Annotated in this window: 12 protein-coding genes; 5 read left to right on the top strand and 7 right to left on the bottom strand. The window is 65.9% G+C overall.

Annotated elements, in window-relative coordinates:
- Window positions 1-116: 116 nt before the first annotated feature.
- Complete coding sequence (gene lpxC, locus LAN61_01760) at window positions 117-1049, bottom strand: UDP-3-O-acyl-N-acetylglucosamine deacetylase (GenBank protein ID MBZ5539223.1); 933 nt, start codon at window positions 1047-1049, stop codon at window positions 117-119.
- Window positions 1050-1504: 455 nt separating this feature from the next.
- On the opposite strand from lpxC, the gene LAN61_01755 reads away from it, so the two are divergent.
- Both LAN61_01755 and LAN61_01750 read left to right on the top strand, forming a co-directional pair.
- Window positions 1505-2740 (top strand): PDZ domain-containing protein, encoded by a 1236-nt coding sequence (locus LAN61_01755; protein MBZ5539222.1) that lies wholly within the window; start codon window positions 1505-1507, stop codon window positions 2738-2740.
- A 6-nt stretch (window positions 2741-2746) separates the two neighbouring features.
- The gene (locus LAN61_01750; GenBank protein ID MBZ5539221.1) at window positions 2747-3922 is read left to right on the top strand and encodes a divergent polysaccharide deacetylase family protein; all 1176 of its coding nucleotides are present in this window, start codon (window positions 2747-2749) and stop codon (window positions 3920-3922) included.
- Window positions 3923-3962: 40 nt separating this feature from the next.
- Here LAN61_01750 and LAN61_01745 read toward each other — a convergent pair whose 3' ends face one another.
- On the bottom strand, window positions 3963-4901 hold the full coding sequence (locus LAN61_01745) for a CPBP family intramembrane metalloprotease (GenBank protein ID MBZ5539220.1): 939 nt from the start codon (window positions 4899-4901) through the stop codon (window positions 3963-3965).
- A gap of 378 nt (window positions 4902-5279) precedes the next feature.
- On the opposite strand from LAN61_01745, the gene LAN61_01740 reads away from it, so the two are divergent.
- Window positions 5280-5720: a CGNR zinc finger domain-containing protein gene (locus LAN61_01740; GenBank protein MBZ5539219.1), complete on the top strand. Its 441-nt coding sequence runs from the start codon at window positions 5280-5282 to the stop codon at window positions 5718-5720.
- A 12-nt stretch (window positions 5721-5732) separates the two neighbouring features.
- Here LAN61_01740 and LAN61_01735 read toward each other — a convergent pair whose 3' ends face one another.
- On the bottom strand, window positions 5733-7112 hold the full coding sequence (locus tag LAN61_01735) for a M48 family metallopeptidase (protein MBZ5539218.1): 1380 nt from the start codon (window positions 7110-7112) through the stop codon (window positions 5733-5735).
- Window positions 7113-7276: 164 nt separating this feature from the next.
- Window positions 7277-7759 carry a hypothetical protein gene (locus tag LAN61_01730; GenBank protein MBZ5539217.1) on the bottom strand — a complete coding sequence of 161 codons (483 nt, stop codon included), beginning with the start codon at window positions 7757-7759 and terminating at the stop codon, window positions 7277-7279.
- 147 nt (window positions 7760-7906) lie between these two features.
- On the opposite strand from LAN61_01730, the gene LAN61_01725 reads away from it, so the two are divergent.
- Entirely contained in the window at window positions 7907-8548 is a 642-nt protein-coding gene (locus LAN61_01725; protein ID MBZ5539216.1) for a hypothetical protein, read from the top strand.
- 84 nt (window positions 8549-8632) lie between these two features.
- On the opposite strand, the gene LAN61_01720 is transcribed toward LAN61_01725, so the two are convergent.
- Window positions 8633-9493, bottom strand: coding sequence for a prohibitin family protein (locus LAN61_01720; protein ID MBZ5539215.1), 861 nt, complete (start codon window positions 9491-9493; stop codon window positions 8633-8635).
- A 457-nt stretch (window positions 9494-9950) separates the two neighbouring features.
- Here LAN61_01720 and LAN61_01715 point away from each other — a divergent pair, with 457 nt between their 5' ends.
- Window positions 9951-10172, top strand: a complete 222-nt coding sequence (locus LAN61_01715) for a hypothetical protein (protein ID MBZ5539214.1) — start codon at window positions 9951-9953, stop codon at window positions 10170-10172.
- Window positions 10173-10316: 144 nt separating this feature from the next.
- Here the strand turns inward: LAN61_01715 and LAN61_01710 are convergent, their stop codons facing one another.
- Together LAN61_01710 and LAN61_01705 are read right to left on the bottom strand one after the other, a co-directional pair.
- On the bottom strand, window positions 10317-10655 hold the full coding sequence (locus LAN61_01710) for a hypothetical protein (GenBank protein ID MBZ5539213.1): 339 nt from the start codon (window positions 10653-10655) through the stop codon (window positions 10317-10319).
- Window positions 10656-10667: 12 nt separating this feature from the next.
- Window positions 10668-13439, bottom strand: a complete 2772-nt coding sequence (locus LAN61_01705) for a vitamin B12-dependent ribonucleotide reductase (GenBank protein MBZ5539212.1) — start codon at window positions 13437-13439, stop codon at window positions 10668-10670.
- Between the last annotated feature and the right edge of the window lie 399 nt (window positions 13440-13838).

Genomic DNA, 13838 nt, shown 5'->3' with positions numbered 1-13838 from the left:
GCGAGGCGGTCAACTATTTCCGTGACCGCGAAGCGGTCAACTTCCCTGACTACATCGCATTCTGCGTGACCCGGGAGGGGTTTGGCAATGCGTTGCGCGGGCCGGGGTGCGGGAAGCTAATCCGTGGCTGCGGCGGGCGCCAGGGCGGACAAACCGCTGCGCGCCGGGGCTGCGGCCGGGGCTTCCGTGGTGATAGCCCAGGCGGAGGGATCGGCGAGGAGACGGCTGACCAGCTGGGTATGCATGGCATGGCCGGCGCGGTAGGCCACCACGCGGCCCAGCAGGGGCAGGCCCATGAGGGCCAGGTCGCCGATCAGGTCCAGCGCCTTGTGGCGGCCGAACTCATCGGCGAAGCGCAGCGGACCGTTCATCACCCCATCGTCGGTCAACACGATGGCGTTGTCCAGGGAACCTCCGCGGATCAGGCCCATGGCCCTGAGCGGCTCGATGTCCCGTTCGAAACAGAAGGTGCGGGCCCGCGACAGCCACTGCCGGAAAGCTTCCCGGCCCACGACCAGTTCCACTTCCTGCTGGCCCACGAGGGGGTGCGCGAAATCCACGTAGCAGCGCAGGCGAAATTCCTGGGCCGGATAGATGCCCATGCGCCGCACCTGCCCGGCGACCTGCGGATCCGGCTCTTCCAGCTCCACCGGCTTGAGCACCTTGAGGTAGCGGCGCTTGCGCCGCAACTGCCTGGTGCCCGCCTTGTCGAGCATCTCCATGAACGGTTCGGACGAGCCGTCCAGGATGGGCACCTCGATAGCGTCAATGTCCACATAGATGTTGTCGATGCCGCTGGAATAGAGAGCGGCCAGCAGGTGTTCCGTGGTGGAAAGCAGCACGCCCTGCTTCATGAGGCTCGTCGCGTAGCTCACGCGGGCCACGTTGTGCCCCTGGGCTTCGATCGGGAAATTGTCCAGGTCGCTGCGGCGGAAGAGAATCCCGGTATCCGCGGGAGCCGGCACCAGCCGTACATGACCCGGAACGCCGGTGTGTAGTCCGATGCCGGAGATCTCCACGGGCCGCTGGATAGTGGTCTGAAAGGACATTGGTACCTGATAATAAAGCACTTATGGGTCCAGTTTGGAATACAATTTCCACTGTGTTTTCTTGTACTTACAGACGGACGAGGAGAGATTGTCCATCAGGTGTTGTAAAAATGCAACGTTTTCTCGATTCCCTGTGTCTTAGGCTCACCTGATTGACCTCTTCTTCTGTGAGGCAAAGCGGTCAACTATTTTTGTGACCGCGAAGCGGTCAACTTTCCTCCAGGCGCCATTGGGTTCCGCTGCTCGGTCTTCTGTGGATTTATCTGCTGCGCAGGCGACAGGAATTCCTGTAGCGCTGGCGGCGCGGGGCCCATTCCGGCTCTCCCGGGTACCGGGCGCGCGTCGAAAGCAAGTGAAGGTGGTATACTTTATTTTGTGAGACCGCAAAGCGGTCCAGTATTATTTTCTGTGACCGCGCAGCGGTCAACGTTTTTGACGCAGTCCACGGACATCGCATGAATCGTTTCACGAAACTTACGCTGCTGTGCCTGTCCATCCTGGTCTTCGGCTATGCCGGGCTGGGCCACGTGCTCGGCAAGAGCGACGACGAGAAGACCTACCGCTCGCTCACCGTCTACAGCGAAGTGCTGCAGAAGATCCAGCAGGATTACGTGGATACTCCGAACATGCACCTGGTAACGGCGGGCTCGCTGCACGGCCTGCTGGAATCCCTGGACGCGCAGTCCGGCTACCTGACGCCGCGCGAATATACCGAGTACAAGCAGAAGCTGCAGAACTCCGCGGTGGGCGAGAGCGGGCTGACGCTCAGCAAACGCTACGGCTACATCATCGTGGTTTCGGTTCTGCCGGACAGCGCGGCGCAAAAGGCCGGCATTCACAGTGCGGACATCTTTGAATCCATCGGCGGCTTCACCACCCGGGACATGTCCGTGGGCCAGGCGCTCAACCTGCTCTCCGGCGCGCCGGGCACGGGCGTGAAGCTTTCCGTGATCCGCCGCGGGAGCACCGACCCGCAGGACGTGGAGATTGTCCGCGAGAAGCTCGCGCCGCAGAAAATCGTCACCGCCAGGATCGAGCCGGATACGCTGGTGCTGCGCCTGCCCGCGCTAGACGCGGGGCGCGCGGCCGAGGTGCGCGAACGCCTGCTGCAGGCGGAGAAGCAGGGCCTGCACAAGGTCATTCTGGACGTGCGCGACTGCGGGCGCGGCGAGGTTTCCGAAGCCATCGCCCTGGCGCAACTCTTTGTGCCCTCCGGCACGCTGGCCACGCTGCAAGGCCAGACCGTTTCCCGGCAGACCTTTGCCGCGGACCCCGCGAAAGTGGTCTGGAAGCATCCTGTCTCCGTGCTGATTTCCACGACCACGGCGGGCGCGGCGGAAGTGTTCGCATCGGCGATCGCGGCGAATCATCGCGGCGATGTCGTGGGCGAGCGCACTTTCGGCCTGGCCTCCGAGCAGAAGCTGATTCCGCTCGAGGACGGCTCGGCGATCATCCTGACGGTGGCCAACTACGCCAACCGCGACGGCAAGCCCATTCTCGAGGAAGGCGTGCTGCCCACGGAGGTGGTGCGCGCCGCCGCGGATGCCGGCGACGGCGATCTCGGCGACGACGAAACGGCCGCCCCGGCCGCGAAAGAAGCGCCGGCCGAGCCGCGTCCGCTCTCTCCTGAAGATCCCATCCTGCGCAAAGCGCTGGAACTCCTGAAAGCCCCGGCGAAGAAGGCCGCCTAGCCGTCTGTGGGCCGCCGCACCGCGCCTCCACTTTCCGCAGCACCTGATGTTTTTTCCGCGGCGCGCCTGTTCTCCGGCGCGCCGCTTTTTTTTGCCCTGGCGCTTCTCTTTCTCGCCTGCTTGGCCGGCTGCCGGAAGCCGGAGGAACGCCTGCGCGCGTCCCGCATTCACGCCATCACCCGCGAACTGGCGTCCGCGGCGGCTTCCGCGGCGCCCCGCGGCACGGACATCCGCAGCAACCTGCGCGCCGCCGAGAGCCGCCCCGATACGCCCGACCATCTCTACATCACGCTGCGCGCGGATGGTTCAGAGGCGGCGCGGCGCGCGGCGCTGGCCCGCGTGCTGCAGGCGCTCGGCGCGGTGGCCACGCGCCACGGCCTGACGCAGGAGCCGCGCGCGGAAAGCGGCGGGCTGCTGCGTTTCGACTACCGCCGCGGCGGCGCGCTCACGCACACCATCCACGTGATCTGGCCCATCGCCGCGCGGGCAAATTCCGCGGCGGCGCCGAAATCCGCGCTGGGCGACGCCCGCCTGGCCATCATTCTCGACGACCTGGGCCAGGACCGCGCCGCCGCGGACGCCATCTTCGCCCTGCCCTACCCGCTCACGCTCTCGGTCCTGCCCGATCATCCGCACTCCGCGGAGATCGCCGAAGAGGCGCACAGCCGCGGCTATCAGGTGATGCTGCACCTGCCCATGCAGTCGCTCGGCGAAGAAAGACCCGAGCCCGCCGAACTCCGCCCCGGGCTGCCGTCCGGCGAAGTCGCGGCGCTCGTGGCGCGCATGCTGGACTCCGTGCCCAACGTGGCGGGGGTGAACAACCATCAGGGCTCGCAAGCCACCGCCGATCCGGCGCTGATGGACGAACTGATGCCGGTGTTGCGCGAGCGCCACCTCTTCTTCATCGACAGCCGCACCACCGCCGCCACCGTGGCTTACGAGACGGCGCAGCGCTCCGGGCTGCCCGCGGCGTTTCGCAACGTGCCGTTTCTCGACGACGTCGCGGAGGTCTCCGCGGTGCGCGCGCAGCTGGAACTGGCCATTCGCACGGCGCGGAGCAAAGGCGAGGCGATCGCCATCGGGCACCCGCACCCGGCCACGCTGCAGGCCCTCGGGGAGCTCCTGCCGCAGCTCGAAGCGCAGGGCGTGCGCCTGGTCTTCGCTTCGGAGCTCGTGCACTGAGAGCGAGCCGCCAAGCAAATCCTGCCCTTAGAACAAACTGTCAGTGGGGATGCGTTACTTCTTCTTGCGCCGGATAGAGCAGGTGGATCGCGTAGAACATGATTCCCATGGTCAGAAAACTGAAAAGGCTGCCCTCCGGCCCCACCGTACCGCCGGTGACCCAGGCGGGGCCATGCAGCGCCGCATTGGAAAGATGCCCCGCGGCGACGACACCGCTATTGGGCACGGAATAGAGAAAGGTCTCGCCGAAATCGAAGCTGGCGTGCAGCCCCACGGCGAACCACAGATTTCCGGTGCGCCGCAGCGTCAGGCACAAGACGATGCCCACCTCCACGATGCTCAGCGCCCCCACCCAGCCTTCGCCGGGATTCCGCAGATGCCCGGCGCCAAACAGCACCGAAAGAACCAGCGCCGCCGGCCAGAAACCGATCCCCGCGCCCAGGGTGTACTGCGCGTAGCCGCGAAAGAGAAATTCTTCGAACAACCCGACGAGGACAAAGAGCAGCGCCCAAAAGCCGGCCCAGCGCGCCAGCTCCAGGCCATGCACCGCGAGCCCGCCAAAGGAGTAGCCGCCACACGCGGAGATCAGCGCCATGAGCACGCTGATCTCCGCCAAGCCCGCCAGCGCGCCTTGCCAGAACAATTTCCCAAAGGCCCCCTGCAGAGGAAGGCCGTAGACGCCGGGCCGGCGTTTCTCCAGGAGGGCCATCAGCAGCGCCGCGCCCAGCGCCGCCGCTACGCCAATGCACTCGCCTACAAACAAACCGCGCGGTGCACCCAGCGCGTGTCCCCGACCGAGAAAAAAATGCGCGAGCGCGCTGAGGCCGCTGGCGATCCCGGCAAATAACACGCCGTACAGGATCACCCGCACCACCGCGGCCAGCCAAAAATTGCCGCGCATCAGGCGCTGCCAAAAGGGCGGCGCGGGCGCGGCCTCCGGACCGAGCGGAGCAGCCGGCAGAGTGGGCAGTTCGGCCATGAAATCGCCTCCTTGTTAAACGGCACGCGGAGGAGGATTCTAGCCCTGCGCAGGCAGATTCCGCCACGAAATCCTGCAGAGGCCGGGGAAGATCTCCGCTTGCCCTATAACCGTTCCAGTGGTATTTAGTGGTTATGCGAAAAACATGCCCGCGCGCTTCGGGACCCGCCTGTGCCTAGGCAAACCCGCGACTCTGCGGTCTCCAGCCTCCCACCGGGCCGCTTTTTGCTGGTTGGCGGGCGCGTGGCCGTGGATTTTGCCAACACCGTCCATTCCGCGCACGGACCCCAGGGCGCTCTGGGCGACTGGCCCGGGCTGGTCGCCTTTCTCGAACAGGTGGGCATCATCTCGCCGCGCCGCACCGCGGAGCTGCTGCACATGGAACTGGCCGATCCGCAGGCCGTGGATGCGCTGCTATATAAGGCCCTGGCGCTGCGCAGCAGCCTGCGCCAGGGTTTCCAGGCCCTGGAGCACGGGCAGCGCCTGGAGCGCGCGGTCATCGAGCCCTTGAACGAACTGCTGCGCGTAACCGAAGGCCACGACGAACTGGTTTCCGAGCTTCACGAATGGAGGCTGCGCTTCATCGCGCGCGAGGAGCGGCCGGAGTGGCTGCTGACGGCGATTGCGCGTTCCGCCGCGGAGATTCTGGCCGAGGGTCCGGCCGCGCCGCTGCGCAAATGCGCCAGCGCGGGGTGCGTGCTTTTCTTCTACGACACTTCGCGGACCGGGCGCCGGCGCTGGTGTTCGATGACCGCTTGCGGCAATCGCAGCAAAGTGGCGGCGTTTGCGCGGCGCCAGGGCCCGCGGCGCGGGGTGTGATTCCGCGCGGCGTCACTTCACATAGCGCGGGGCCTGGCCCTTGGACCACGGATCGTAGGTGTGCGCGAAAACCAGGCGGTCGGCCAGCGGCGGGTGGCTATAGAGCCAGAAGGTGATGAACGCCGGGGGGTTGGGGTCCGAGAGATCCACTTCGCCGAGGACCTGGAAGGCATGCGCGGCCACCTCCGCCGAGTCCGGCACCAGGCCGTGAATCACTTCCAGGCCGTAGACATCGGCCTCGTGCTCCTGCATGCGGCTGAAGCCGCTGAACACCGGAGAGAGCAGAAACAGGATGACCGAGAGCAGCAGCAGCATGACCGGCAGCGCGGCCCAGTCCTCCACGCCGTGCACTTTCCAGAGGCGGCCCCAGCGGTCCAGCGCCGCGTGCAGCCCGCGAAAAGCCAGATAGAAGGCGCCCAGCAGCACCACTCCGATAAACAGGAAGGCGTTGCGGATGTGGTTCAGGACGTAGTGGCCCATCTCGTGGCCGAAAATGAAAAGCGTCTCCTCGGTGGTCGCTTTCTGGATGGTGGTGTCCCACACCACAACGCGCTTGGAGGCGCCAAACCCGGTGACATAGGCGTTGATGCTGTTCTCCTTCAGGCTGGCTTGCATCAAGAACATGCGCTCCCGCGGAATCTGCAGCCCGGCGCGCTGCACCACCTTCTCGATGGCCGTGACCAGCTCCGGATGCGTGGCGTCCAGCGGCTCGAACTTGTTGAACAGCGGGTCGATCACCCACGGGCTGAGGAAGAGCGTCGCCAGGGCGATGGGCAGCGCGGCGGCCCAGAAGTAGAACCAGCAGCGGCGCGGGCTGCTGCGGATGACCGCGAAGAGGATAAGCGCCAGCAGCGTGCCCAGAATCATTTCGACGAATTCGCCCTTGGTCCAGTCCCACAGCCACGAGCCCCAGCCCTGGACCGACTGCGCGTAGCGCAGCGAAAGCACCTGGCCGTAGACTTCCGTGGGCAGCTCCAGGGTCCCGATCGTACCCAGGAGCAGCGGCACGAAAACCAGCGCCTGCAGGAAGCGTTTATCGCTGGCCGCCTCGGCGAGATCGCGGAATTTTGCGGCCAGCCCCAGCCGCAACAGCACCACCAGGATCAGCAGGCCCCAGGCAAAGGAAACGAAATAGAGGGTGTAGCGCGCGCGCGAATAGGCCACCGCCTTCTCATAGCGCTCGTGCGAGAGCGTGTATTGCCCGGATTGTCTGTTCTCCTCGGGCTTCGCCGCCGGCTTCTCCGCGGCCGGCGCGGCGCCCGGAGCCTGCTGGGCCGCAGCGGGGCGCGGGGCCGCCTCCGGAGCGCGCGCCTGGGCCGCGGCGGGAAGAGCCGTCAGCCCGGCAGCACAGAGCAGCAACAAAAGAAGGCGGAATCGAAGAACTCCGCGCATGAACTCCTTTCGCAAACTCCGCGCCTCCCGGTCAGTTCGCCTCTGTCTGCACCCGCGCGAGTATGCTCCGCGGCCACGCGTCCCGCAATGCTCCTCACTGATTCAGACGCACTCGCCAGCACGCGGGTTTCGCCGCGCTTGGTCCGCAGAACGCCGCGGCCGGTTTACGGCTTCGGCGGAAGCGGCGCCGGGTGCGCCGATTGCAGCGCGTAGTTGCGGATGGCCCCGCCGGTGGCGAGGCCAATGTGAATCCGCGACGTCCAGCGCTCCAGACGATGATGCCCATGGCGGTGAAAGAGATAGGCCGCGCCGATGGTAACCGCGGTTGCGGCAGCTTCGATCGCGGCGAAGGCCGCGTGGTTGTCCACCACCTTGTCGGTGAGCAGAATCTCGTGGCGGCCGCGCCGGCGCATGTTCCGCGTGGAGAAATAGTCCAGGGTGCGCGCCGCTCCCACACCCGCAAACAGCCAGGCGTTCTCCCGGTCCGCGAAACGGTGCACGGGGGCTTCGGCCGCCGGAGCGGCGGGCGCCAGAACCGGCGCAGGTCCCGCCGGCAGCGCCGGAACGCGGCCCTGCGCGCGAACACCCGCCGCAGCCGCCAGTGTCAGGCCCACGGCGAGCAGTCCCTTCCGGAGCCATTCCGCCAAGCGCATCCCGCCCATTCTACTGCCTAACGCTTCCCCTCGTGCCCGGGGCGCGGTCCTTGCCTGATTCACAGCGGCGCCACGCAAGGCAATTGCCTGCCGCCGGACCCCGGGGTATGCTGAAGTTTCATTCGGGAGGAGACTCTGCCCATGCAATTCCAATTCCCGCGCCGTTTTTCCTCGCCGCTTGCGCTTCTCGCAGCGCTAGCCGTCGTGCTCTCGCCCGCCGCGGCCCTCGTGGCCAGCGCCCAATCGCAGAGCGAGGCCCCGCAATCCGTCGCCGAGATCGCCCGCAAGGCCCGCGCAGAACGCGAAGCCAGGAAGAAATCGCAGAAACCGGTGAAGGAACTCACCGATGACGATCTGGCGCGGCACGAAGGCCCCATCACCGGCGGCGAGCCGGCGCCCGCCAAACCCGCGACCGAACAGGCCGCGGCCCCCGCGCAGCCAGCAGCCGCCAAGACGGCGGAAGAAGCCGCCTCCGAGGCGGAAGCCGCCGCGGCCGCCGCGAAAAAACTCGCCGAGCAGGAAGCCGAGCTCAAGGAGATGAAAGCGCAGCTGGCCACGGCCCAGAAAGACGCCGAGATCCAGCAGCGCGACCTGGCCCTGCAGAAGGAACAGTTTTATTCGCAGACGGACTTCGCGCACGATTCCGACGGCAAAGCCCGGCTGGATGCCGGGGAGAACCAGCTGGGCGACAAGAAGCAGGACATCGAAAAACTCAAGACCAAGATCGCCGCGCTGCAGGAACTGATCGACCGCGCCAAGAAATCCTCCCCGTCCCCGCGCTGAACCAGAGCCCGCGCCCGCGCCGCGTTAATCGCCCGTCCGCCCGCTATCCCACCGTGGAAAGATCGCCCGCCCGCGCGGTGCGGCTCAGCGCGGCTCGAGGACCAGGGGCAGGCCGTTCTTGGTGTTGCCGATGATTACGATCTTGGCGTTCTGGCTGTTCGCCAGTTTTTCCGTGGCCTCGATGCCCTTCCACTCCAGCAGCTGCGGGCTGATGCCCTGGGCCACGATTTTCTGGAAATCGGCGATGCCCTGGGCTTCGATGCGCTTGCGCTCGGCTTCCTGCTTTTCCTTCTGCAGGATGAAGCTCATGCGCAGGGCGTCCTGCTCGGCCTGCTGCTTGGCTTCGATGGAGCCTTTGAGCAAGGCTGGGAGCTGCACGTCGCGCAGCAGCACGTTTTCCACGATGACCCCGCGCTTGGCGAGCTGCGCCGTCAGCTCCTCCTGGATCTGCTTCTGCACCAGTTCGCGCGCGCTGGTGTAGAGGGCGTTGGCGGAGTGCGCCGAGGTCGAAGCGCGGATGGACGCGCGCAGGGTCGGCTCCACGATTTTCGCGGCATAGTCATCGCCCACCGTCTGGTAGACCTCCGCGGCCATGCTGCGGTCCAGGCGGAAGAGCAGCGAAGTATCCAGCGCCAGGATCAGCCCTTCGCTGGAGGGCACGCTGGCGCTCTCCTTGATGGATTGCGTCTGGATGGAAAGTTTCTGCACCGATTTCAGCGGGTTGACCATGTGGATGCCTTCCGGGAGCACCTCGCCGGTGACCCGGCCGAAGAGCGTGAGCACGCCCACGTTGCCGGTGGGAATCGAGGTGACCGCCGAGAAGAACAGAATCAGGGCCACGACAACCACGGCCAGGCGCAACAGCCGCGAACGCAGCGCGCCCAGACCAGGAAACTCCGGCATGCCCGAGCCAAAATCAAAACCGGTGTGCGTCGGATTGGCCATGAAATCCTCCAGCGCGCGGCGTTAGCACCCGCGCGGCACCTGCTTGCGTCCCCTACCTTACTCTATCTGCCGCCAGGCACCACAGAGAACCTTGCGGTCCTCGCCGGCGGAGTCCCGATGCTTTCTCTCGGGACAGAGTCGCGGGCACTCTCCGCAATCGAAGAGAGATTTCTTCCGACCGGGTCGGAATCTTCGATCGCTCCGCAAACCCATCCGGAGCGCGAAGAACGCGCTGCGCTCGAAAGGAGGTGCTGCCATAGGGAGTCCCGCGGTCTCAGCGGGGGCGGCGCTTCACGGGACGGGGGACACGAGCCCGCCGCTGCAACCCCACCACTAGATGTTGTGTGTTTCTTGCTTGACACCACAGGCGCGGCGCGGCAGAATGCGCCCGACTTCGCGGCGGCCCGCCCCTGCGGTTCATGCGGGACCCGCGCGCCGGTCTTCAGGGGGAAATGCCATGCAGTATCTGCCGGGCTGGACCGTTCAGTGCATCAACCCGCAGTGCGAAGCGCGCGGGCACTGGCTGCGCGCCGACGCCAGCCGCAACGCGCCCTTCGGCAACGATCGCTGCTGCAACTGCGGCGAAGCCCTGCGCACCGTGCCGCCGCCGCTGGCCCCGCAATTGCGCCTGCGCCCGCGCCCGCTCACGATCTCGCGCCCGCCGCTGCGACCGCGCTAAGCCCCGCGCGGGCACGTCTGTGCACGGCCCGTGCCGTGGCGCCACCCGGAATTGCCAGTTTGCGGAACTTTGCATTGGGCCGGTGTAAAACGAAAACTCCGGAGCGCGCGCTCCGGAGTTTTCGTTTTTGCAGAATGCAAAAGGCTAGCTTTCGACCAGACCCCTGGCGAGCAAATCCTCGTCGCTGAGCCACAAGTCCGGAATATTCGCCGAGCCCAGGCGCAGGATGTCCTCCAGCGCGCCGCGCACTTCAAGGTGCCGGAAGTCCACACCCAAGCGTTCCAGCCGGTCGATCAGCGCTTCCGCGCCCTGCGCCAGCACCGGTTTGGGCGCCGCGCCGGCGCAGTCCAAGCGGTGATAGGTGAGGATATAGGTTGCGTACACTCCGGCGCCGTGCCGGGCGATATGGAGGAAGCCATGCGCCTTGGCGGCGCTAGGCGGCTGTTTCAGAACCAAAGCGGATCGAGCAGCAGCGGTCTTCAATCCATTCCCTCCTCAGCTGCACCCGGAGGTGCTCCCGCAGTTTTCGCACTTGTAACAGGCCCCGTTCGGCACCATGAGCATGCCGCACTCCGAGCAGGTCGGCGCGCCTTCGTGCACGTTGCGCGGCGCGCCGGAAACCGCATCGCTCCCGCGCGAGGCTCCGGGCATCGCCGGCAGCACCGGCTTGAACCCCATGGGCGCCGCGGCCGCGGAACCTTCCGCGTGCGCCGCGCCGTTCAGCTTCAGGTAGTCCGCGGAGATGAAGCGCCCGCCCAGCCAGCGCGCCAGGTAGTCCAGCACCGAGGTCGCGAAGCGGATGTTGGCGTTGGCGGTGATGCCCGAGGGCTCAAAGCGCGTGTTCAGCAGCTTGTCCACCAGCACCTTCAGGGGCACGCCGTACTGCAGCCCGATGGAAAGTGTCAGGGCCAGGCCGTCCATCACTCCGGAAAGCGTCGAGCCTTCCTTGGACATCTTGATGAACACTTCGCCCGGCCGCCCGTCCTCGTACATGCCGACGGTGACGTAGCCCTCGTGGCCGCCCACCGAAAATTTATGGGTGATCGAGGCACGCTCCGTGGGCAGCTTTTCCCGCTGCGCCCGCGCAAACAGTTCGTGCTGCTCCGGCTCGACCGCCGCCACGGCGGCCATCTTCTCTTCCTTCTTGCCGGCCGCGGAAAGCGGCTGCGAGCCCTTGCTCTTGTCGCGGTAGATGGCCACGGACTTCAGCCCCAGCTTCCAGGCCTCGACGTAGGCCTGCATGATGTCCTCGACGGTGGACTCCGCGGGCATGTTGATGGTCTTGCTGATGGCCCCGGAGAGGAACGGCTGCGTGGCGGCCATCATTTTCACGTGCCCGGTCCAGGCGATGGAGCGCCCGCCGCCCGCCGGGGCCAACGAGCAATCAAAGACCGGCAGGTGCTCGGCCTTGAGGTAGGGCGCGCCTTCGATCTTCCCTTCCTTGTCGATGTGCGAGACGATCTCGCTCATCTGCTCCGGCGTGTAGCCCAGATTCATCAGGGCCTGGGGCACGGTGTTGTTCACGATCTTGATCACCCCGCCGCCCACCAGTTTCTTGTGCTTCACCAGCGCCAGGTCCGGCTCGATGCCCGTGGTGTCGCAATCCATCATGAAGCCGATGGTGCCCGTGGGCGCCAGCACGGTGACCTGGGAATTGCGGTAGCCGTATTTCTCGCCGTGGGCCAGCGCGGTGTCCCAGCTGTTCTGCGCGGCCAGCATCAGTTGCGGCTGCACGTCCTCGGGACGGATGGCCCGCAGCGCTTCGCGGTGCATGCGGATGACCTCGAGCATCGGCTCACGGTTCACCGCGTAGCCTTCGAAGGGCCCCAGGCGCTCGGCGATGCGCGAGGATTGCGCGTAGGCTTCCCCGCACATCAGCGCGGTCACCGCGGCGGCCATCTCCCGGCCCTTGTCGGAGTCGTAGGGCAGCGCCAGGGACATCAGCAGGGCGCCGAGGTTGGCGTAGCCCAGGCCCAGGGGGCGGAAATCGTGCGAGTTCTGCGCGATCTTCGGCGTGGGATAGCTGGCATTGTCCACCAGGATTTCCTGCGCCGTAATGGTCACGTCCACCGCGTGCTGGAAAGCGTCCACGTTGAACTGCCCGTTCGGCCCCATGAACTTCATGAGGTTGAGCGAAGCCAGGTTGCAGGCCGTGTCATCCAGGAACATGTATTCCGAGCAGGGGTTGGAGGCGTTGATGCGCGCCGTGTTCTTGGAAGTGTGCCAGCGGTTGATGGTGGTGTCGTACTGCATGCCGGGATCGCCGCACTGCCAGGTGGATTCGGCAATCTTGTGCAGCAACTCGCGCGCCGGGTACTTCTCCACGGGCTGGCCGTCGGCCACGTTCTTGGTCCACCAGTCGCGGCCTTCTTCCACCGCGCGCATGAATTCGTCGGTGACGCGCACCGAGTGGTTGGCGTTCTGGAAAAAGACCGAGCTGTAGGCGGCGCCGTCGATCGCGGCGTCGTAGCCCTGCTCGATCAGCACCTGGGCCTTGTGCTCTTCCCGCATTTTGCACTCGATGAAGTCCACGATGTCCGGGTGGTCGATGTTCAGGATGACCATCTTCGCGGCGCGGCGCGTCTTGCCGCCGCTCTTGATCACGCCGGCGAAGGCGTCAAAGCCCTTCATGAAGCTGACCGGGCCGGAGGCGATGCCCCCGCCGGAAAGGGGTTCCTTGCTGCCGCGCAGGGTGGAGAAGTTGGTGCCCGTGCCCGAGCCCCACTTGAAGAGCATGCCCTCGGTCTTGGCTAGGTTCATGATCGAATCCATGCTGTCCTGCACGGAGTTGATGAAGCACGCGGAGCACTGCGGCTTGGCCTGCACGCCCACGTTGAACCACACCGGGGAGTTGAAGGCCATCTTCTGCTCCACGAGCAGGTGCGTCAGTTCGTCGCGGTAGATCTCGCGCGCTTCGGCCGACGCAAAATAGCCGCCCTCTTCGCCCCAGCGCACGATGCTGCTCACCACGCGGCCAATCAGCTGCCGCACTGAGCCTTCGCGGTCGCTGCTGCCGGGCTTGCCGTGGAAATACTTGCTGGCGACGATGTTGGTGGCGGTCTGCGACCAGGACTTGGGCACCTCGACATTTTCCTGGCGGAAAATCGTCACGCCCTTTTCGTTGCTGATCTGCGCGGTGCGCAGCTCCCATTCCACGGCGTCGAACGGCGCGATCTTGCCGTCCGTGAAGTACCGCGGAAACTCCAATCCTTTTCCTGTTCCTGTTGTTGAATTGCTTGTTGAATTGCTTCGCGGAGTCATGCCCATCTCCAACGCTTTCTTTTCCAATGCCTGTTTCGTCGTGGCCATCTCTATCCTCCGCGTACCAGGCTCCCACCCTTTCGCGGGGGAACCCCTATAGTTTACTCCTCCCGCAGCAAGCAGGAGCACCACGCCGGGCATTCGCCGGCACGGCTCGCTGCAGCGGTTCGGGAAGCGCTGCAGCGAAAAAAGAGTCAAAAAAGAATGCCCTGCCGCGGCCCGCCTTCCCGAGGCTGGGCCTCACGGCATCGCTCGCTTCGCGCGCGCGGCGGGAAGCAGCACTTTTCGCTCAGTTTTTTGCTTGAATCCGGGCTGGCTTCGTGGCCTCTTCGCGGACCGTAAGACACCCCCGACTCGATCCGTCCGGCGCTTCCACGTTCCCCCGAATCTGGGAGTGCAGTATCG

Source organism: Terriglobia bacterium (assembly GCA_020072785.1).
GTDB lineage: Bacteria > Acidobacteriota > Terriglobia > Acidiferrales > UBA7541 > Acidiferrum.
This window is presented reverse-complemented; position numbering and strand designations above follow the sequence as displayed.

What these genes read in the sequence shown, in the direction of transcription:
- lpxC (MBZ5539223.1), bottom strand. Translation starts at nt 1,049, where the DNA reads ATGTCCTTTCAGACCACTATCCAGCGGCCCGTGGAGATCTCCGGCATC.
- LAN61_01755 (MBZ5539222.1), top strand. Translation starts at nt 1,505, where the DNA reads ATGAATCGTTTCACGAAACTTACGCTGCTGTGCCTGTCCATCCTGGTC.
- LAN61_01745 (MBZ5539220.1), bottom strand. Translation starts at nt 4,901, where the DNA reads ATGGCCGAACTGCCCACTCTGCCGGCTGCTCCGCTCGGTCCGGAGGCC.
- LAN61_01740 (MBZ5539219.1), top strand. Translation starts at nt 5,280, where the DNA reads ATGGAACTGGCCGATCCGCAGGCCGTGGATGCGCTGCTATATAAGGCC.
- LAN61_01735 (MBZ5539218.1), bottom strand. Translation starts at nt 7,112, where the DNA reads ATGCGCGGAGTTCTTCGATTCCGCCTTCTTTTGTTGCTGCTCTGTGCT.
- LAN61_01725 (MBZ5539216.1), top strand. Translation starts at nt 7,907, where the DNA reads ATGCAATTCCAATTCCCGCGCCGTTTTTCCTCGCCGCTTGCGCTTCTC.
- LAN61_01720 (MBZ5539215.1), bottom strand. Translation starts at nt 9,493, where the DNA reads ATGGCCAATCCGACGCACACCGGTTTTGATTTTGGCTCGGGCATGCCG.
- LAN61_01715 (MBZ5539214.1), top strand. Translation starts at nt 9,951, where the DNA reads ATGCAGTATCTGCCGGGCTGGACCGTTCAGTGCATCAACCCGCAGTGC.
- LAN61_01705 (MBZ5539212.1), bottom strand. Translation starts at nt 13,439, where the DNA reads ATGGGCATGACTCCGCGAAGCAATTCAACAAGCAATTCAACAACAGGA.